Below are 19,050 nucleotides of genomic sequence, written 5' to 3' on the forward strand. Positions count from 1 at the left end.
TGCGGCGTGATCCGATGGCAGGTGAGCCTTCACCCCCGAACGGAGATCACACATGGCTGTCGAACGGCTCTGGCTGGACGTCCCCTACAACGAGAAGGACGAGGCCAAGGCGTTGGGTGCTCGGTGGGACCCGACCGCCAGGAGGTGGTACGCGCCCCAGACCGGTATGACCGGGTTGGAACGCTGGACGGCGCTGCCGGACGTGCCCGACCTGCTGCCCGGGGAGGACCGCGCCTTCGGCTCCGGCCTGTTCGTCGATCTGGTCCCCACCTCGTGCTGGTTCACCAACGTGCGTTCCTGCGTGGACCAGCGTGACTGGGAACGGCTGCGCCGGATGATCACCCGCCGCGCCGGGCACCGCTGCGAGATCTGCGGCCGGGGCGAGGACCGGGCCGTCCAGCGCTGGCTTGAGGCCCACGAGCGCTGGTCCTACGACAAGGCGGCCCGCGTCCAGACCCTGCGCCGGTTGGTGTGCCTGTGCACCGACTGTCACACCGTCACCCATATGGGCCTGGCGCAGATCCAGGGCAGGGAGGTCCAGGCCGTCGCCCACCTGCGGGCCGTCACCGGGATGAGCGCCGACGAGGCCGACGCCCACATCGACGCCGCGTTCGCCGAGTGGCACTCCCGTTCGGCCACCACCTGGACCCTGGACCTGAGCATCCTCACCGACGCCGGGGTCACCCTGGCCACGCCCCCCGAGGCCGGGGCCAGGGTCCGCCAGGCGGAGCGACGGCTCCGGGGCGTCCGTCAGTAGCCGACGGTGAAGTGCCGGTGCCCGCCGGGGTTCTCCAGCTCGTCGAGTACGGCGACCGCCAGATCCTCGGCGGAGATCCGGGAGGTGCCGTCGGCGTCGGCGATGAGGGTGGTCGTCCCCCGTCGATATGCCCCGGTGCGCGTCCCCGGTTCGAGGAGGGCGGGCGGGCTGAGATAGACCCAGTCGGCCGGGTGCGCCAGGCAGGTGTCCAACTGGACGGCGCTGGCCGCGGCGATGGTACGGATCTCCCCGGGCACGTAGTCCGGGTTGTCGAGCACGAGCAGGCCGGGGTTGCCCGGGGTCCGCAGGGGAGAGGCCCCGCCGACGACGAGGACGCGTGTCCCCGCCTTCGCGGCGGCGTCGAGCAGGGCCGTCGTGGTCGCCGCGACCGTGTGCTCCTGCCCGGGGGCGGGCCGGGTCGCGGCCACGACCGCGTCGGCGCCGTCGAACAGCTCACCCATGTGCCCCGGATCGTCGGCGTCGCCCACGACGGCGGTCACCCCCGGCGGCAGGGCGGCGGGCCTGTTCCTCCTGAACACGGCGACGAGGTCGTGGCCTCGGCCCGCGGCCTCGGTGACGACGCGTGAGCCGACCATTCCCGCGGCTCCGACGATGACGATCTTCATGAGAGTGTCCTTTCCAGGGGCGGTACGGCGGAGCGTGGACGGACGGGGCCGGGGAGCTGGCCCGCGACGATCGCGGCGAGGGAGAGCCCGAACCCCGCGATCTGGACCGGGCCGAGCGTCTGGCCGAGCAGTACGACACCGAGAACGGCGGCGACCAGCGGCGAGAGCAGGCCGAGAACCGCGACGGAGGTGACGGGCAGGACGGTGATGCCGTGGAACCACAGGGCGTAGGAGATGAGGCCGCCGACCAGCCCGAGCCAGAGGTAACCGAGGCCCGCGGCCAGGTCGATCGCCGGGGGCGCCCCCTCGACGAGGAACGTGATCGGGACCAGGAACAGGCCTCCCGCGGCGAGCTGCCACCCGGCGAAGGCGGTCGCGCCGACCCCTTCTGGCCGTCCCCAGCGCTTGGTGAGCGTCACGCCGAGCGCCATCGTGACCGCGCCCGCGAGACCCGCGACCACCCCGGTGACGTCGAGCGCCGCGTTCGGCCCGATCACCACGAGGCCGACGCCGACGACGCCCACGATCCCCCACAGAACGCGCCGGGCCGAGGGGCTCTCCCGCAGGACCGTCACGGCGAGGACGGCGACGACGAGCGGCTGGGCCGCCCCCAGGGTCGCCGCGACGCCGCCGGGCAGCCGCTCGGCCGCGACGAACAGCAGCGGCAGGAACAGCCCGATGTTCAGCACGCCGAGCACCGCGGCCTTGCCCCACCAGGCTCCGCGCGGCAGCGTCCTGGTGATCGCCAGCGCGACCAGGCCGGCGGGCAGCGCGCGCAGCAGCCCCGCGAACAGGGGGTGGCCCTGCGGGAGAAGCTCGGTCGTGACGACGTAGGTCGTGCCCCACACCAGGGGCGCGAGCGCGGTCAGGACCGTACGCGGCAGATTTCCGAAATTTGACACTTTCGCAGTCTCGCCGCGCGACTATTGATGAGTCCAACACATGTTTGTCAGCTCATCCATCGTGAATCAAGATGGATTCATGGAGCTCCAGCAAATGCGCTACGTCGTCGCCGTCGCCGAGACGAACAGCTTCACCCGGGCCGCCGAACGGTGCCTGGTCGTCCAGTCGGCCCTCAGCCACCAGATCGCCCGCCTGGAGCGGGAACTCGGCGCCCGCCTCTTCGAACGCACCAGCCGTCGCGTACGGCTGACGCCCGCCGGTGAGGCGTTCCTGCCCGCCGCCCGTCAGTGTCTTGACGCCGCGGACCGGGCCGCGGCCGAGGTCGCCGCAGCCGTCGGGGAGGTGCGCGGACGGCTCGCGGTCGGCCTGATCCCCACCGTGGCCGCGGTGGACATCCCGGAGGCGCTGCGCGTCTTCCGCGAGCGCTACCCGCACGTGCGGATCAACCTGCGGGTCGGCGCCAGCGAGGACCTCACCGAGCAGGTCAGGCAGGGCGTGGACGACGTGGCCTTCCTCGGGCTGCCGACCACGGCGCGGCCCGAAGGCGTCGCCGTACGGGAACTGGCCCGGGACCGGCTCGTCGCGGTGGTCGCGCCCGGCCACCCCCTCGCCGCGGAACCGACGGTCACCCTCCGCAGGCTCTCCCGCGAGGTGTTCGTGGACTTTCCCGCGGGGACGGCGGGACGCGTCCAGTCCGACCAGGCCTTCGCCGCCGCGGGACTCAGCCGGGACGTGGCCTTCGAGGTGACCACCGCCGACTACGTCACCCGGCTCGTCGGCCCAGGGCTGGCGGTGTCCATGCTCCCCAGCACCTACGTGCCCCAGCTCACGGGGGTGGTGACCATCGAGGTCACCGATGCGCCGAACCGCATCGAATACGTCATCTGGCGCCGCTCCGGCCACACTCCCGCCGCGGCGGCGTTCCTCGACATCCTCGGCGTCACGTCGGGCGAATAGCTACTGGTCGGTAGTAACGGGTGGAATGAGGGGGTAGGTACCGGAGAGCAAGCCGGTGACCCGTACCCCGGGGGGATGCACATGACGGCGCGAATGGGCACGGCTCGGCTCGGCCCCGCCGAGCGGGCCACGGCACTGCGGCGGATGGCCGCCCAGGAACTCGACGTGGTGGTGATCGGCGGCGGAGTCGTCGGCGCCGGGGTCGCCCTCGACGCGGCGACCCGGGGACTGACCGTGGGACTCCTCGAAGCCCGCGACTTCGCCTCGGGGACCTCCTCCCGGTCGTCCAAACTGATCCACGGCGGGCTGCGCTATCTGGAACAGCTCAACTTCGACCTCGTCAGGGAGGCGCTCCAGGAACGGGCCCTGCTGCTGCAGCGGATCGCGCCCCACCTGGTCAGGCCGGTGCCGTTCCTGTTCCCGCTGACCCACCTGGGCTGGGAGCGGCCCTACGTCGGGGCGGGCCTGACGCTGTACGACACGCTGGGCTTCTCCCTCGGGTTCACCCGGGGCGTCCCCGGCCACCGGCACCTGTCCCGCAGACGGGCGCTGCGGCTGGCGCCCGCGCTGCGCCGCGCCGCCTTCTCCGGGGCGGTGCAGTACTGGGACGCGCAGGTGGACGACGCCCGCTACGTGATGACCATGCTGCGGACCGCCTCGACCTACGGCGCCGAGGTCGCCTCACGCGTCCAGGTGGTCGGCTTCCTGCGCGAGGGGGAGCGGGTCACCGGCGTCAGGGCACTCGACCTGGAAGGCGGCGTCGAGTTCGACGTACGGGCCCGCCAGGTCGTCAACGCCACCGGCGTGTGGACCGACGACATCCAGGAACTGGTCGGCGGACGCGGCCAGATCCACGTCCGCGCCTCCAAGGGCATCCACCTGGTCGTCCCACGCGACAGGATCCACTCGCTCACCGGGATCATCCTGCGCACCGAGAAGTCCGTACTTTTCGTGATCCCCTGGGGCCGTCACTGGATCATCGGGACCACCGACACCCGCTGGGACCTGGACAGGGCGCACCCGGCCGCCTCCCGCTCCGACATCGACTACGTGCTCGAACACGTCAACGAGGTGCTGGCGGTCCCGCTGACCCGCGACGACGTCGAGGGCGTCTACGCCGGGCTGCGGCCCCTGCTGTCGGGCGAGTCGGAGGAGACCTCCAAGCTCTCCAGGGAACACGTCGTCGCCCACCCGGTCCCCGGCCTGGTCATGGTGGCCGGGGGGAAGTACACCACCTACCGCGTCATGGCCAGGGACGCCGTGGACGCCGTCGCCCACGGCCTCGACCAGCGCGTCCCGCCGTCGTGCACCGACCGCATCCCGCTAGCCGGGGCCGAGGGCTACCAGGCCCTGTGGAACTCCCGCCAGCGCCTCGCCGCCTCCTCCGGCCTGCACGTGGCCAGGATCGAACACCTGCTCCAGCGGTACGGCTCGCTGATCGACGAGATCATCATGCTGATCGAACGCGACCCCTCGCTGGCGCTCCCGCTGACCGGGGCCGACGACTACCTCAGGGCCGAGATCGTCCACGCGGCCACCCACGAGGGGGCACGGCACCTGAACGACGCGCTGTCCCGGCGCACCCACATCTCGATCGAGACCTTCCACCGCGGCCTGGCCGTGGCGGAGGAGGCCGCCGAACTGCTCGCAGGACCACTCGGCTGGGACGCCGAACAGATCAAACGCGAGATCGAGCACTACACCAAGCGGATCGAGGCCGAACGCCTCTCCCAGGAACAGGACACCGACCAGGAAGCCGACGCCATCCGCCTGGGCGCCCCAGAGATCGTCCCGGTCGTGGGCCCCGCCTCGTGACGGCCCTCCTGGCAAGATGGCGCCATGGAACATGTGCTTGGGATCGGCGGATACTTTCTGCGGGCCGTCGATCCGGTGGCGCTGGGCGCGTGGTACCGCGACTGCCTGGGACTGGACACCGACGAGAACGGCCTGTGGCGCCAGGAGACCGGGGTGACGGTGTTCGCGGCCTTCGAGGCCGAGACCGACTACTTCGGCTCCCGCGCCCAGCAGACGATGCTCAACTTCCGTGTCCGCGACCTGGACGCGATGCTCGCACAGCTCCGCGCCAGGGGAGCGGACGTGGCCGAGGAGACCCAGACCATGGAGGGCGTAGGCAGCTTCGGCTGGGTCACCGACCCCGAGGGCAACCGCATCGAACTGTGGCAACCCAGTTGAGGGTCAGGGGAGGTTCGCGCGGGAGATCAGCCGGGCGAGGGTCCTGACGAACCTCTCCGCGGCCACCGGGGTGATGCCGAGGTCATGGGCGGCTCGTGCGACCAGTTCCGGGCCGCTTTCCGGGACGGCGGCGCGGACCCCCTCGACCAGCGACCGGTACCGCGAGCGGCCGTCGTTGAGCAGCATGGCCAGGATCGTGCGGGCCTGCCGTTCCTCCTCGCCACGGATGACCACCTCCTCCGGGGTCGGCGGATGGTCGCAGGGGAGGAGGGGCATCCCGAGGTGGACGGCCACGTTGGCCGTGTAGAAGGCGGGACGCAGCTCACGTAGCCGTTCCAGGGTCGCGCGCAGCAGCTTCCGCGCGGTCCGCGCCTCCAGCCCGTGCTCGTCGAGCAATGTCGTGGGGACGGCGTACAGGTCGCACGTGACGCCGCGCAGCCGTACGACCGCGTCGGTCAGCAGGGCGAAGGCGACCGGGTCCTCGCGCAGCGGCGCGGCCCAGGCCGTCTCCCTCAGGTCGCGCGACGGCTTGGCCGAGGCTCCCCGGGCCGTCGCGATGTCGCGGCGCACCCGCGCCTCCAGGCTGCGCAGCGGGTAGTGGACGAGCTGGGCGCGGGCCGCGCGGATCGCGGCGGGCTCCTCGCCGCGGGGCCGGTCGCGGATCAGGCGGGCCACCCGGTGGACGTCCTGGCGGGCGGCCTCGGGGGAGGTCACCCAGCGGGCGACGGTCTCCAGCTCGCGCACCGGTTCGCCCGTCCGGGTGCGGGGCGGGTCTCCGGCCAGTGTCCGGCGGAGGGGAACGTATCCGTCGAGCAGACGGTCGTCGGTCTCCTGCTCGCACTCGTCGCACCAGTGTGTCCCGCTGACCCCGGTGCAGGGACGGCCACCGTGCCTGGCCCTGCGCAGCGGCCCCCGGATCAGGTCCCGCAGCGTGGGGGAGATCAGCGCGTGGTAGACGGGGAAGGCGACCGAAGAACGGGAGGCGGCGAGATCGCCGAGGTGCATGGCCCCTCCGAGCATGACGGGAGGACGCGCCTGGGAAGGCACGTTCTCATGACGTCGACCTCGACATCGAGGTCCTCAGAGGGAGCGGGAAGAACCGCTCAGGCTCGCGGGCACCAGCCGTTGAACGCCAACAGAATTCCAGCCGGTTCGATCATCGTCAACCGCTTTCCTGATATACGAGAGCGAGTTCGGCAATGAGTGATTTGTGGCGAATGATGAGTTCGTCATCCTTTTCGGATGGCCCGCCCAGTTCGCCAATGGCCTGCGTCAGTACCGTCCGCGCGTCTCCACGGCTGTCCCTGCCGTTGCCGGAACGGCCTCGCCGGTCGAGTCTGTCCAGCGCGTGACCGTGCAGGGCCTCGTTCGCCCGCCGTCCGAGCTCCTTCAGGGCGGGACGTGACTCACGCATGTCCTTCCAGACGCTCCAGGAGAACAGTGCCGGTTGCAGGGCGGAGACGGCGAGATAGACCGCCAGCCCCGGGTAGTCACCGCACGCCGCCGCGACCAGCCCCAGGCGTTTTCGCGCGGCGGCCCGCCGTTCCCCGTCCGTCCAGACGGAGGGGGCCGCGCCGAACAGGTCCTTCTCCAGTCCTTCGAGCGCGGGCAGCAGCTCACGCAGCCGGGACGAGCCACGCCCCGCCAGCCGTACGGCTGTGCGCAGATCCAGTCTGTGGACGGCGCTCGCGGTCAGCCTGGCCAGGACGTGGTCCGCGCCGAGACGGGCCAGGACCGGCTGTCCACCGCGCAGTTCGGGGACGGCGTTCTCGCGGACCAGTTCCGTGACGTGGAGCGGGCAGGCCGCAGTCAGCGACCACTCCACGCTCGCCGCGATCATGCCGTAGTTCGTCGCCGGAGGTCCGGGGTTGAGCACCAGCAGCAGCTCGTCGATGTCACGCGGGCTGCCCGACCCGGTACGGCCGGTCGGCGCCGCCTCGGAGCGCAGCGCGATGACGATCACCTCGCGGACCCGCTCGATGTCGCCGAAGACGTCCTCGATCACCCGGACGTCGGTTTCCGGGGATACGGAGGAGACCCAGTGGGCGAGGCCGTACGCCCGCTGGGCTGTCTCGGGGCTGGCCAGCAGCCGCAGGCGTGGAACACCCTCGCGCGGCAGCCGCTCCCGCCGCCTGCGCAGCTCGGCCAGGATCGCCCGGACGGCCTGCCGGTCCTCGGCGTCCTTCCCGCCGTCGGCGGGATCGTCGTTCCTGTCCAGCCCGACGGCCAGGAGAGCGAGGACGTCCCCGCTGCCCAGGACGGGCCAGCCGGTCCTGCCCGTCCGCGCGACGAGGCCGACCCCCTGGTCACCCCTCTCCCACTGGTCGGCCGCAGCCAGCAGCGCCGGTGGTAGCGGCCCCGGCTCCATGGGTTCGGGCAGCAGGTGCGCCCTGTGGGTCGAGGCCCTGGCGTAGAGGCGGGTCAGCGCGTTGTCCCTGAGCAGCCGCACGCAGGCGGCGTCGACACGCTCGTCGATGAGGCGGACGGTCTGCCTGATCCGTCCGGACAGGTGGCCCTGGTCGTCGTCCCGGGTGCCGAGCGCGGTGATGAGCTGCTCGATCTGCTCCCCGACCCGGGCGGGCAGTTCCTTCCGCTCGTCGCCGAACAGCTTGCGGAGCCGGTCGCCGAACCAGGCCCGCAGCAGGCCGTGGTCGGCGGCCTCGCCACGTCCCAGCCGCTCGAACAGGGCCGCCTGCATGGTGGGACGCAGCTCGGTGAACTTCTTCAGCTCTCCCTTTGCGATCATGTCGCTTTTGCGCACCTGGGCGGCGAAGTGGGTGTCCCCGGCCTGCCGGGCGGCCAGCAGTCGCCACAGCTCCTCGTTGCCGGGGTCGGTCTCCGCGAGCGCGTCCCAGAACCGGTGCCTGAGCAGCCAGGACTCCATGTGCCCGGCCATGTCCCTGGGGCGTTCCAGGGTGTACGGCCCGCATGGCGTGTCGATGTGCACGAGATCGGTGGGAACGCACGTCTCCAGCGCGGCGCACAGGGCGCCCGCACTGAGTGCGAACGCCCCCGAGCCGTAGCTGATGAGGATCTTCTCCGGCCGGTGCCGTGCCAGCCAGGCCGTGAGGCCACGGGAGGCTGCCTCCATCCGGGGCGCCTCGACCTCGACGATGTGAACCGCGCCGGGGTCGAGGCGCACCCCGCACAGCCCTTCTTCCGAGGTGAGGCGCGCCCTGATCTCCGTGGCCCAGTGGGCGAACGGCAGGCCGAGGGGACCGCCCTGGTTGGTCGTCCCCAGCAGGGCGAGCATGGAGACCGGGGGCAGTCCCTCGAAGAGCTTCCTCAGCGGCCTGCGGTCCCTTCCCGTCGCCTCGGGGGTGTCGCTGAGGATGGGAACCGTCCGTGCGTCGGTGAGTCCCAGGTCTCCGCCGCCGACGGCGTGAACGAGCACCACGCCGTCGCTTTTGTCGGGAATGGCAGACCCCCCGCTTCACGGGAACCGGTTATGACGTCATCTCTTGGTACCACCTTTTCTCCGATGGGGTTCGGATGGTGCTTTCTGTGGATAGATCCGGAGAGGGGAAGGGGTGCCTTCCAGGCCGGGCAATGAACGTTTCGTCCGGATTTTTGGTGATTTATCGTCTTGTTCGTTTGCGGTGAACCACTCGAAGTTCCTGCCGCGCGGATCCGGAGGAGTGGGGGCACCGGGGAGGAGCCCGTTCGGACGGGTGCGCGGATAGTGCACCGGCAGCGCCGGGTCACCGCGCGAGACCGTCAACATCGCGTCGCGGATCGTGGACAGCGCCGGGGAGGAGGCCACCTTCTCCTCGAAGACCTGCCTCGCCTTCTCCAGGACCTTGGCGCCGTCGGTGGCGGGGAGGTCCCCGGTGAGGGTGCGGTAGTAGGCCGCGTACTCCGCCCCCGTGTGCAGTTCGGTGCCGTCGGGATCGACGGCGAGCCGTACGCTGCCGAAACCGAGCGGGCGGCCGAGACCGAGCCGGTGGAAGTGCCCCTCGGGGAGGCTGAGCAGCCAGGCGAGCGCCCCAAGCTCGTGCTCGTCGAGGTCGCGGACCTCGACGGTGAACCGGAAGACCGTGCCGGGCCGTACCCAGCCGTTGATCGAGCGGTTCTGGGTGTCGCGCTGCTCGGCGCCGGGGACCGTCTTGTAGCGCCTCCTGTCCCTGGTCAGTTCGCCGCTGTCGCCGGGAGATCTCCACGAGCGCGTGTACTCCCGGTGACGGTCACCGGCCGGGGCTTGTGTCGGGTCCTCGGGCCCGGCGACGTTCCAGTGTTTCCCGGCGTCCAGGCCCGCGTGGTGCCAGTACACCTTCCTGCCGCGCAGACCCCGTCCCTCCGCGTAGAGGTTCTCCTTCGGAGTGCCGTCCCTGACCGGACGCTGGGGCCGCTGCCTGGACTCCGCCAGGTAGAACCGGCCCTGCTGGGGCTTGGGGCGGCTGAGGATCGCCAGCGACAGACCGTCCCCCTCGAACCTGGCCACGGCGTCGGCGGCGACGTCGTCGCAGGTGACCGGGCCGACGCGTAGCCGTCCCCGATAGGCGGAGGGCCGCACCCCGCTGCCCTTCGGTGCCACCCACCCGAACACCCGGTCGGCCGGGGACAGGCACTCGTAGCGGGACGCCGGGGTCAGATCCTCACCCAGCAGCGTCGAGGGGGCGACGGGATACAGGTCGCGGGGGATGAGGACCGGATACAGCCGATCGACCCCGCCGTCCACGAGCCTGGCGTAACAGATGGCGGAACGCCCCAGCCGCATGTGGTTCTCGTCGTGGAGGTGTGGGCTCCAGGCGAGCTGGCCCGGTCCTTCGCCGATACGCTCGCCCGGCCCCGCGGGTAGGCCGCCCGGGGTGCGTCTCTGGAGGAGGTCCTCGTCGGCGTGGGCGTCGCGGTAGTTCTGGATCAGCAGGTCCCAGTCCTCGACCAGCGCCTTCCACTCCCGCGCGAGGGGCAGGGGCGACGACTTCTCGCCCGGTGTCCGGTAGAGGAACCGCTCGTACTTCTTGCCCTCGATGTTGGGGCCGGTGATGTAGGCGATGCCGGTGACCACCTTCTCCCCTCTTTCGGCGACGAGCGCCACGGTCGAGTCCGCCGGAGCGAAATCAACCACTTTTTCGCCATTTTTGGTTTTGCTGATCACCGCCCGAAGGCGCTCCATGTGCCGAGGAGCATGGAGGTCGCCGTCCGGATAGAGGTTCTCGCCGCTCTTCTTGTCGTACATCTCGAACAACGCGCTCTGGAGACGGACGAGGACTCCCTCCCCGGCGACGTACACCGGCACCATGCCCAGGGCGTACTCGGCACCGCGCCGGAAGCCGAAAGGTGTGTCATGGGCGTCGAAGACGCCGAAGCGGGAGTTGGTGGCGGCTTCGTAGGCGGCGCGGAGCATGCCCTTGACCGTGGTCGCGGGCAGGTGCGGGCGGCCGTCGCGCAGCCGTACGGGATAGACCAGGTGGTCCTTCTCCTCGGTCGAGGGCGGGATGGCGCGGGTGGTGTCCAGGAGCAGGAGCGGGGTCTCGACGGTCAGCGTCACCGCGATCCCGCCGGTCAGGCACTCCGCCCGCAGCCGGTCCCTCGGCGGCGGCGCGGCGTCTTGGAACGGCTCGGGCAGGGCGTCCCGGGGGAAGGCGGGGATGAAGGTGTAGGGGTTGAGGAATCCCTCTTCGCCGGTCGTCACACGGTTCCTTTCACGAGATAGGGCTCGAAGCCGATCAGCCGCTCCTCGGCGACGTGGATGTTGCCGTGGTCGTCACCGACGACGACGTACTCGCGGGTCAGCAACCGCACCCGCCTGTGGTGGCCCTCGGCCAGGGGAACGGCCGTCGGCAGGGGGACGGTCAGGTGGCCGACCCGGCTTGAGGAGAGCGCGACCCAGCCGGGGCCGGGCGTGGCGGAGTCGTCGACAGCGCCCCACAGGAGGTAGTGGTTGTCCAGGGTCGTCAACGCCTCCAGGTCCTCAACCGGCTCGTCGAACGTGGCCGGGAACGGAGCACGGTCCTCGGTCAGCAGCACCGCGCGGTCCTGAGTCCAGCGCAGCTCGGCCTCGCCGGTGAAGACCCGCGCCTCGTAGACGGCCGACAGGCCGACGAGGCCCTCGGGGGTACGGCACGTCCCACCCGCCACTGAGGCGATCCGGTAGGCCGACGGCGTCGTCAGCAGGGCACACCCGCCGTCGAGGCCGGACGCCTCCAGTGCTCGCGGCAACGTGAGACCCGTGACGGCGGCGGCGCGTAGAACGGTCATGACACCTCCTGTGCCAGGTAGTCGGTCCAGGCCCGCCCGACGGAGGACACCTCCGGCGAGTTCAGGGCCTGCGGCAGCGTGACCGGCCGTGCCCAGGGCGGGCCGGTCAGGACGACCTCGGTGACCTCGATGTCGCCGAACCCCCGGTTGGCGGAGGCGCCGAGCGGGATCCGTCCCTCGGCCAGGTCGCGCAGGGTGACGAGCAGCAGGGCCAGCGCGACGTCGGAGCCGGAGCCGAGGCGGGTGAGATCGACGGAGAGCCTGATCGGCTCCCACCCCACGGCATGGGGTTCGAGCACGGTGAACAGCCGTCCGTCGGCGGCCCCGCCGGTCCACCGGTCGAGGGAGACGTGGTCGGAGCGCGCCATCCCCAGGTCCTCCAGCCTGTCGCGGACCGAGTCGGATTCGTCGGGTTCACCCCCGATGGCGGCGTCCCACAGTTCGTCGGGGACGGTCACCAGGGCCGCGCACTCCTCGGCGCGCAGCGCCCCCGCCCCACGCTCCCGCCCGTCACGGGCCGCACCGAACAGTGCCCGTACGGCGGGCAGCTGGTCGAGCTGGGCACGGAAGGCGGCGCTGTAGTCGGCAGGGGAGGCGCCGGGCGGTGCCGACGGCGCCGGGGGACCGCCTTCCCGCGCGGTGCGCTCGACGAACTCGGCGTGCCCGCGCAGCGCCCCCTTGATCGACCCGCCGGGCAGGACGAGCGTGACGTGGCGACGATCAACCCGCGTGGTCAGCGGCAGGGTGTCGGCGAACAGACCGCCCGCCCCGGCCCTGACCATCACCGGTGCCAGCGGCCGCCACTCCACCCGGATGTCGAGCACCTGTCTGGCGGGCGGCAGGGCGGGATCGGTCCGCCGCGAAGGCTCGGCTCCGCGACGGCGCGCGGGATCGTCCCGCAGTACGGCGGGCAGCCCCTCGGGAGAGTCGAACCTGTCGACGACCATCTCGAACGGGTCGTCGAGCAGCCGTACCGCGCCCAGCCCCCTGCCGGTCGCCGCGCCGACGCGCACCTTCCCCGCGCGCAGCGCCGTGAGCAGCGCGTCCATCCTGGCCTCGTCGAGGTCGGCCTCCTCGTTCGACTCGACATCGATCTCCAGCCTGACGTAGTGACCGGCCGGGATGACGGCCCTGCCGTACAGGAACTCGGGGGCCGCCGCGCCCGTCACCCTGTCGATGCCCACCGAGGGCCGGAACTCCAGGGCGGCGACGTCGAGTGGGGCGGCGGGCAGGGCGTGCTCGTCGAGGCGCGGCTCGGTCGTCACGAGGCCGTCGGCGACGACCACGCGGCTGGCGTGGCCCTTCTCCTCCGCCGACCCCCACAGGCCGTCCAGCGTGCCGGGCTGGGCACCGTCCATCCAGTGCCGCAGGACTCCGGCCAGGGTGGTGCCGGGGACGTACGGCCTGCCCTGGCCGTCGAGCGCGATCGGCAGCGGATCGGACGGGTCGTGGCCCAGGCCGCCGACGTGCAGCGGCGCGGTGGTGAGCAGCCAGCCGCGCGCCCTGACCCTGCTGGTGAGGTGGCGTCCCGCTCTGGGGCTCATCTCTCGCTCCCGGTGTCCGTCGAAGTCGCCTCGTCGCGGCCGTGCGCGGCCAGACAGGAGTCCACCAGCGTGCGTACCGCCTCGTGCCGGAGCTCGGCCCGCAGGCTCTTGACCCCATCCCGGGTGACGACGAGCTGGTCCTCCGGCAGATTCAGCAGCGTCCACACCGCGTCAGGGCCGGTCAGCAGCTCTCTGAGCGTCGTCACCGCCTCCTTCGGCCAGGGGGGACGGCCCGCCTTCTCCCTGGTGAGCCAGAGCAGACCGCTCTCCGCGCGGCCGGACGGCAGCTCACGGACGATCCGCCGCAGCGCGTTGAGCTGGGTGCTGGAGACTCCGGAGGGAACGACCCGGGCGCGTAGCGTCCTGTCGGCCCTGATCCGCTCGCAGGACCGGTGGATCTCCGCACGCCAGGCGGCGCGCTCGAAGATCCGTGCCTCCCGGTGCCCCTTCTCGTCCGGCGCGAGCGGCCCGATCGGCCCGGCCGGTTCGGCGGGCTCGGCCTGCGCGAGAGCCGCGGGAGACGTGGACTGGGCGGCGACGGGGGCGAGCAGGACGTCGTGGTCGAACTCCACCTGCCCGAACCCCTCGGCCCTGCGCTCACCCACCCCCGCGGCCCGTACCTCCGCGAGGACCTCCGGGGTGAGCGGGCCGCCGTCCACCGTGAAGGTCAGGCAGCTTCCCTGCGCGAGGCCGTACAGGGTGGGGCGGGGAAGGTTCCACCCCCGGTGCCAGCTCTCGGTGCGCTGCTCGCCGAGGGCGACGGTGACTCCCCTCCCGTCAGCCGCCGCGCTCAGCCGTACGCCGGGGGCTCCCGCCTTCGCGAACGCCTGCTCAAGCGCCCGCGCGACGTCACGCGGGTCCGTGCTCGGCCGCAGCCTGCGGTCGCGGACCAGCAGGCCGGACAGCAGCCACACACTGAGCGAGCGACCGCCGTGGCCGCCCGCCGACGGAACGCCGACCGGGGTGGCCGTGACCCGGACCTTCCCGTAGTCGTCCTTGGCCGAGCGGCCGATCCGCCAGCCTCCCGTCAGCCGCCGCGCCCAGCCGTCGCCCAGCGCGCCCGTACGGACCCGCACCTCGGCGCGGAGCACCGTCCCGGCCGCCAGCGCCCGGTAGACGTAGACGCCGCCGACCTCCCGGGTGGGCCGTTGCAGGTCGTCCTGGATGGTGTTGTGCATGCGTACCGTGCTCGCGGGGTTGACGACGGTGTACTTCTCCGGCCCTTCGGGCACGAGATATCCCGTCCGGTACGGCTTGCTCCTGGGAGGCCCGTCCCCCGCCATCTGGTTGCCGGCCACCGTGCCGTCCGCGTCCTTCTTGTGCACCAGGACCCTGGGCACCGGCAACGTCCTGACTCCCGGGGAGGGCACGGGGAAGGCCGCCGTGACCACCAGGTCGCCGGTGCGGACGAGGGCGTGCGCCCCACCGCCCAGCCTCCTGGCGACCTCCGGCATCAGGCACCAGCCGGGGATGTGGTCGGCGCCCCTGACGACGTTGCCCAGCACCGTGGCCGCGACGAGCACCGGCTGCTCGACCGTGATGAGCAGCTCCACACGCTCCCATCCGGTGCCCGCCGTACCCGCCGGTTCCGGACGGTCGGCGACCGCGTGATCCGGGCCGTCCGGCGGCGACGGGACACCGTCCAGGGGTGGCGGCGTCCACTCGGGGGAGACGCCGGGGCCGTCGAGGGTCATCCGGCAGCGGCCCGCGCCACGGCGCCGTTTGCCGCCGAGCCGTTCCAGCAGCCGTGCCCCCGCGTCCAGCAGGGCGACGGCGGCCTCCCGCTGGGTCCGGTCGAGTCCGGCGAACCCGTCGATCCTGGCCCGGCCCTCCAGGGTGACGCCGCCCCGGGCCAACTCCTCGAAGCGGAGCATGCCCTCCTCGGCGCCACCGGTGTGTGGATCGACCGCGACGCCCGGCTTGCGGAAGGTCGTCGCCAGGGCGACGCGCGGCCGCTCCCGCAGCGCCTCGGCGAGCCTGCCGGGCAGCCGCAGCGGGCCGTCCAGCGTCAGCGCGGCCGGGGCCGAGGTCCTGCCCACCGGGCCCGGAATTCCGTTCACCGGGGCGTACTGGCCGCCGAACAGGAACCTCACCCAGTCGTGCCACACCCCCACGGGGCCGCTGTCCAGGGCGTGGGCGGCCAGCTCGCAGGAGTCGCGCCAGACGCCGACCAGGGACTTGGCGGGCACGACCGGGGGAGCGGGAGCCCGGGACGACTCCTCCTCGCGCTGGATGATCTGGTTGACGTAGCCGGAGGCACCCCTTCCCGTGCCCACCCCCCAGTCGCTCACCATGAACAACGAGATCGTGAACTCGCCCGTCACGCGTCTCCTCCCTCTGATCTCCACGGCCCCTCCGGCACGAACGGCCGGGCCGCCATCACGTCCAGCAGCCTCGTCACGGACCTCTCCTCGGGGCCGGTACGGTCGGTCCACGTCAGGCCGCCGTCCTGCCCCAGGGCGAGCAGGGCCCCGGTGCGCGCGGCGTTCCCCGTGAAGCGGCGGCGCGCCAGCTCGAAGCGGGAGGCCGCGACCTCCTCGCCCAGGCACATCCCCTCGCGCAGTTCGTGCACGAGACCACCGGGCAGGAGCACCTCCCCCGAGGCCGGGTCACGCCGCCGCAGCGCGGCGACCCCTTCGAGCACGTCCTGCCAGCGCCGCCCGCGCGCCCTGGCGTCCCCGCTGCCCACCCCCACGAGGTACGGCGAGGCGGACCTGCCGCCGCCACCGGACAGGGCGACCGAGGCGCGGATGCGCTTCAGGTCGGGGGCCGAACTCTCGAACAGTGAGACGAACGACAGGGCAGAGCCCCAGCCCTTGACCCCCTTGGCCTCCTTGGTCAGCGCCTCGGCCAGCTCGTAGGCGAAGTGGAAGGGGTAGTTGCGCTTGACGATCGCCACCCCGGCCGCCGCACTCAGGCCGTCACGGTCCAGGCGCGCGAGGACGGGACGCAGCAGGGGATCCTCCTTCGTCATCCGCTCGAACCGCTCCAGGTAGTGCCGGGCGAAGGGCAGCGCGACCTCCCCCTCGCACACCACGGTCAGGTCGTCCCCCCCGATGATCAGCGGCAGGACGCGGACGGCCTCACCGGAGGCGAGTTCGCGGGCGGTGAGCCGCAGCGCGGCGGCGAACGCCCGCTTGGCGCAGCCGTCCACACCGCGTGAGAGGGCGCCCAGCCTCTCCGCGTGACGGCGGTCCCGCTCCCCGGGCGGCAGGGGCGCGTCCGCCACGCCGAGGCCGTCCAGGCCGCCGAAGACCTCGCCGAGACCGTTGCCGTCGGCGTGAATCACCGCCACCCACTCGGTCCTGAACCCGAGGTGGTCGACGATCTCGTTCATCGTGGCCCGGTCGGTCCCGGCGATGGCGGACATCCGGGAGAGCGCGCCCGGATGTGACACGCGCTTCGCCCTGGACACGGCGGACTCGGGACGGGCCGCCTCACCCTCTCCCTCGCTGTGCAGGCCCTCCGCGGGAAGCCCGTCCGACGCGCAGTCCGCCACGATGGGCAGGCGGGGGAAGCGCGCCGACGGTCCCGGCCGCCGCTCGCGCACCGTCGGCAGCTTTCTGCGCGCCTCCTGTACGGCGGAGGCCAGCGAGCCCTCCTCGTAGTCGACGACCACGCCGCACACGTCCAGCCCCGGGGCGAACTCCAGCGCGAGCAACTCCAGCCGCGTCACCAGCCGCTCCCCGGCCTGTCTGTCCCTGACCAGGACGGTGACGCCGCCCGCGCCCGCGACCAGCAGCTCCGCGTCATGGGTGCCGATGCGCCAGCCGTCCCTGTCGAAACCGGGGAAGACCTCCTTCAGAGCCTTGTCGGCCCACTCGCCGTCGACCCGGGCGATCAGGTCGGACGCCCCGACGATCTGCTGGCGTTTGCCCGAGGCGAAGATGTACCGCTGGAGACCGGCCGTACCGATCATGACGAGGTGCATGTCTCTCCTGTCTCGTGCGGGTGCTCGACCACCCGCATCGTGTGGCCGAACAGCCAGCCCAGTGCGAAGGCGACGCTGGCGGGGGCCGCGATGAACAGCCGGTGGGTCAGGTCCGCGTACTGCGGTCTGGCCCGGTTCCAGGCCCGCCACGACGCGTAGACGTGCCGTACCACCAGTTCGAAGTCGGCGGTCGTCTCGGGGAGGTTGGCCGGACCGCCGTCGATGACCAGCGCGGCCCGGCACCGCGCCCACTCTCCCCGGGCGTCCGCGCACCCGGCGCCCGCCGCGCGCAGCGCCTGGGCGACCATCAGCGGGTTGTCCGACAGGTGCACGACGACGGCGACGGCCCGCCCTTCCGGGTCGCTCTCGAAGTGCGGCTCCTCGACCACCTCGGCCAGCTTCGCCGCCCGTACGGCCTCCGCCGTGCTCAGCGGGTCCTTCAACCGGCCACTGATGCGGACGGCGGGGAAGAAGTCCGTGTGGGGGCGCTCGGAACGCTGCGGCAGCGTGACCCTCTCGGGGATGTCGTGCATCCCTCGCAGCTCACGCTGGACGTGGGACTTGAACTTGGCGCCCAGCTCGAAGGCGTCGGGCAGGGCGGCGTTGACGTACAGGGACACCGGCGTCGAGGGGTCGGCCGCGGACAGCTCGGTCAGCCGGGCGCTCATCAGCTCGTAGGCCACCCCCAGCGCGTCCTCACGGGTGGCGTTCCGCTCGGCGCCGGAACCGGACGAGGGGACGGCACGCCGTACGGTGAAGCAGGAGTCGTGACCACGCCGGGCGTGGTCGGCCGCTGCGACCGTCCACTGGGCGTTCCAGGGCTCCCGCCACTCCTCCCTCGGCAGGGCTACCACGATGCCGACCCCTCTGCTGCGCTGCTGCCACAGGTTGATCCCCGCGAACACGCCCGCCGCGACCACGCACAGCACCGTCAGGAACGGCCGCTGCTCTCCCAGCCAGCTCTTGATCACGTCCGGCAGGGTTCCGGCGGCCACCGCGGCGGCCACACCGGCCAGGGCCGCGACCGTCCACCCGGATGTCCCCTTCAGCACCTCCCTCGCCCTGCCCGTCCCGTTCCTGGCCCGGGGAAGTCTCATCTCCGCACCGCTCCATCCGTCGTTCTTCGCTTCCATCCACTACTGATGGACGACGGCGGTCGTCCATCAGTAGTCGGTGAAGGATGGGAGGAAACGATGAGGTTGCGGATTGAGGTCATGACGGGGGCGACGGAGCTGGCGTGGGCGAAGGTGTTGTCCCCTGGCCGTTCCCTGCTGTACGACCTGTTGACCCGTGAGGCACCCGATCTCGGGCGGCGGTTGCACGCGCGGGGGGCCGGGCCGTACGGCATGGTCCCGCTTGGGCACGGCGCCCCGGTCTTCCCCAGGGCCGTGAAGGTCAGGGGCAGATACGCCGTCGGCGGGCGGGGGCACCTGGAGCTGGGCAGTCCGCTGCTTGAGGCGGTGACCGCGATGGCCCAGGGGATCAAGCAGCGGGAGTTGCTCGACTGGGGCGGGGCGGCCTTCCGCGTGCTGAACGCGACTCTGGTCGAGCCCCCGGCGTTCGCCTCGGGGCGTGCCCTCCTCAGGACGCTCACCCCGGTGGTGGTGAAGGGCACCGGGGTGAACGCCCTGGGTGAGCGGACCACCCGTCAGGCGTGGCTGCTGCCGGCCGACCGGGAGTTCCCGGAGTGCTTCCAGCGCAACCTGCGCCGTAAGGCCGAGACCCTGGGGCTGGACCCGGAGGTGTCGCTGACGCGGATCACCTGGGTCGGTCCCCGGCGCTCCTTCGCCGTCGGCTCCGCGGGCGCGGTGCGGGGCGGCAAGTCCGGGGCACCGGTCGAGGTGGAGCTGACCGGTGCCCCGGAAACCCTCCAGGCGATCTGGAGCTGGGGTCTCGGCGAGGCCAATCCAGCGGGCTTCGGCTGGATTGGCTGAGGCA

At 72.2% G+C, this 19,050-nt stretch carries 15 protein-coding genes; 5 read left to right on the forward strand and 10 right to left on the reverse strand.

What is annotated here, in order from left to right:
• The first annotated feature begins 52 nt into the window (after positions 1-52).
• The gene (locus FHS44_RS05145; protein ID WP_184712682.1) at positions 53-757 is read left to right on the forward strand and encodes a DUF5710 domain-containing protein; all 705 of its coding nucleotides are present in this window, start codon (positions 53-55) and stop codon (positions 755-757) included.
• Here FHS44_RS05145 and FHS44_RS05150 read toward each other — a convergent pair.
• Together FHS44_RS05150 and FHS44_RS05155 are read right to left on the reverse strand one after the other, a co-directional pair.
• Positions 751-1,383, reverse strand: a complete 633-nt coding sequence (locus FHS44_RS05150) for an NAD(P)-dependent oxidoreductase (protein ID WP_184712683.1) — start codon at positions 1,381-1,383, stop codon at positions 751-753. The two genes, FHS44_RS05145 and FHS44_RS05150, sit on opposite strands and share 7 nt — an antisense overlap.
• Complete coding sequence (locus FHS44_RS05155) at positions 1,380-2,285, reverse strand: EamA family transporter (RefSeq protein ID WP_312863528.1); 906 nt, start codon at positions 2,283-2,285, stop codon at positions 1,380-1,382. Before FHS44_RS05155 ends, FHS44_RS05150 begins: the two co-directional genes overlap by 4 nt.
• Before the next feature lie 79 nt (positions 2,286-2,364).
• Here FHS44_RS05155 and FHS44_RS05160 point away from each other — a divergent pair, with 79 nt between their 5' ends.
• The 3 genes from FHS44_RS05160 (at position 2,365) to FHS44_RS05170 (ending at position 5,436) form a co-directional block, all read left to right on the forward strand.
• Positions 2,365-3,243, forward strand: a complete 879-nt coding sequence (locus FHS44_RS05160) for a LysR family transcriptional regulator (RefSeq protein WP_184712684.1) — start codon at positions 2,365-2,367, stop codon at positions 3,241-3,243.
• 81 nt (positions 3,244-3,324) lie between these two features.
• Positions 3,325-5,058, forward strand: coding sequence for a glycerol-3-phosphate dehydrogenase/oxidase (locus tag FHS44_RS05165; protein ID WP_184712685.1), 1,734 nt, complete (start codon positions 3,325-3,327; stop codon positions 5,056-5,058).
• Between the two features lie 24 nt (positions 5,059-5,082).
• Positions 5,083-5,436, forward strand: coding sequence for a VOC family protein (locus tag FHS44_RS05170; protein WP_184712686.1), 354 nt, complete (start codon positions 5,083-5,085; stop codon positions 5,434-5,436).
• A 3-nt stretch (positions 5,437-5,439) separates the two neighbouring features.
• Here the strand turns inward: FHS44_RS05170 and FHS44_RS05175 are convergent, their stop codons facing one another.
• The 8 genes from FHS44_RS05175 to FHS44_RS05210 form a co-directional block, all read right to left on the reverse strand.
• Positions 5,440-6,441 carry a hypothetical protein gene (locus FHS44_RS05175; protein ID WP_184712687.1) on the reverse strand — a complete coding sequence of 334 codons (1,002 nt, stop codon included), beginning with the start codon at positions 6,439-6,441 and terminating at the stop codon, positions 5,440-5,442.
• Between the two features lie 157 nt (positions 6,442-6,598).
• Positions 6,599-8,833, reverse strand: coding sequence for a hypothetical protein (locus FHS44_RS05180; protein ID WP_184712688.1), 2,235 nt, complete (start codon positions 8,831-8,833; stop codon positions 6,599-6,601).
• A gap of 57 nt (positions 8,834-8,890) precedes the next feature.
• The gene (locus FHS44_RS05185) at positions 8,891-11,071 is read right to left on the reverse strand and encodes a TIGR03986 family type III CRISPR-associated RAMP protein (protein ID WP_184712689.1); all 2,181 of its coding nucleotides are present in this window, start codon (positions 11,069-11,071) and stop codon (positions 8,891-8,893) included.
• Positions 11,068-11,637: a type III-D CRISPR-associated protein Csx19 gene (gene csx19 / locus FHS44_RS05190; protein ID WP_184712690.1), complete on the reverse strand. Its 570-nt coding sequence runs from the start codon at positions 11,635-11,637 to the stop codon at positions 11,068-11,070. Before csx19 ends, FHS44_RS05185 begins: the two co-directional genes overlap by 4 nt.
• Positions 11,634-13,181 (reverse strand): RAMP superfamily CRISPR-associated protein, encoded by a 1,548-nt coding sequence (locus tag FHS44_RS05195; RefSeq protein WP_184712691.1) that lies wholly within the window; start codon positions 13,179-13,181, stop codon positions 11,634-11,636. The genes csx19 and FHS44_RS05195 overlap by 4 nt, the downstream gene beginning before the upstream one ends.
• A complete protein-coding gene (locus tag FHS44_RS05200) occupies positions 13,178-15,505 on the reverse strand; it encodes an RAMP superfamily CRISPR-associated protein (RefSeq protein WP_184712692.1) in 2,328 nt (775 codons plus the stop codon). Before FHS44_RS05200 ends, FHS44_RS05195 begins: the two co-directional genes overlap by 4 nt.
• On the reverse strand, positions 15,502-17,112 hold the full coding sequence (locus tag FHS44_RS05205; protein WP_184712693.1) for a Cas10/Cmr2 second palm domain-containing protein: 1,611 nt from the start codon (positions 17,110-17,112) through the stop codon (positions 15,502-15,504). The genes FHS44_RS05200 and FHS44_RS05205 overlap by 4 nt, the downstream gene beginning before the upstream one ends.
• Positions 17,097-18,209 carry a hypothetical protein gene (locus FHS44_RS05210; protein ID WP_184712694.1) on the reverse strand — a complete coding sequence of 371 codons (1,113 nt, stop codon included), beginning with the start codon at positions 18,207-18,209 and terminating at the stop codon, positions 17,097-17,099. The genes FHS44_RS05205 and FHS44_RS05210 overlap by 16 nt, the downstream gene beginning before the upstream one ends.
• A gap of 96 nt (positions 18,210-18,305) precedes the next feature.
• Between FHS44_RS05210 and FHS44_RS05215 the strand changes: the two genes are divergently transcribed.
• Positions 18,306-19,046, forward strand: a complete 741-nt coding sequence (locus tag FHS44_RS05215; protein WP_184712695.1) for a CRISPR-associated endoribonuclease Cas6 — start codon at positions 18,306-18,308, stop codon at positions 19,044-19,046.
• Positions 19,047-19,050 lie beyond the last annotated feature (4 nt).

Source organism: Streptosporangium saharense, assembly GCF_014203715.1.
GTDB lineage: Bacteria > Actinomycetota > Actinomycetes > Streptosporangiales > Streptosporangiaceae > Streptosporangium > Streptosporangium saharense.

Bases quoted from the DNA above. Each gene is read 5' to 3' on its own strand.
- csx19 (WP_184712690.1), bottom strand. From the start codon at position 11,637: ATGACCGTTCTACGCGCCGCCGCCGTCACGGGTCTCACGTTGCCGCGA.
- FHS44_RS05145 (WP_184712682.1), top strand. From the start codon at position 53: ATGGCTGTCGAACGGCTCTGGCTGGACGTCCCCTACAACGAGAAGGAC.
- FHS44_RS05150 (WP_184712683.1), bottom strand. From the start codon at position 1,383: ATGAAGATCGTCATCGTCGGAGCCGCGGGAATGGTCGGCTCACGCGTC.
- FHS44_RS05160 (WP_184712684.1), top strand. From the start codon at position 2,365: ATGGAGCTCCAGCAAATGCGCTACGTCGTCGCCGTCGCCGAGACGAAC.
- FHS44_RS05195 (WP_184712691.1), bottom strand. From the start codon at position 13,181: ATGAGCCCCAGAGCGGGACGCCACCTCACCAGCAGGGTCAGGGCGCGC.
- FHS44_RS05175 (WP_184712687.1), bottom strand. From the start codon at position 6,441: ATGCACCTCGGCGATCTCGCCGCCTCCCGTTCTTCGGTCGCCTTCCCC.
- FHS44_RS05205 (WP_184712693.1), bottom strand. From the start codon at position 17,112: ATGCACCTCGTCATGATCGGTACGGCCGGTCTCCAGCGGTACATCTTC.
- FHS44_RS05210 (WP_184712694.1), bottom strand. From the start codon at position 18,209: ATGAGACTTCCCCGGGCCAGGAACGGGACGGGCAGGGCGAGGGAGGTG.
- FHS44_RS05165 (WP_184712685.1), top strand. From the start codon at position 3,325: ATGACGGCGCGAATGGGCACGGCTCGGCTCGGCCCCGCCGAGCGGGCC.
- FHS44_RS05170 (WP_184712686.1), top strand. From the start codon at position 5,083: ATGGAACATGTGCTTGGGATCGGCGGATACTTTCTGCGGGCCGTCGAT.
- FHS44_RS05215 (WP_184712695.1), top strand. From the start codon at position 18,306: ATGAGGTTGCGGATTGAGGTCATGACGGGGGCGACGGAGCTGGCGTGG.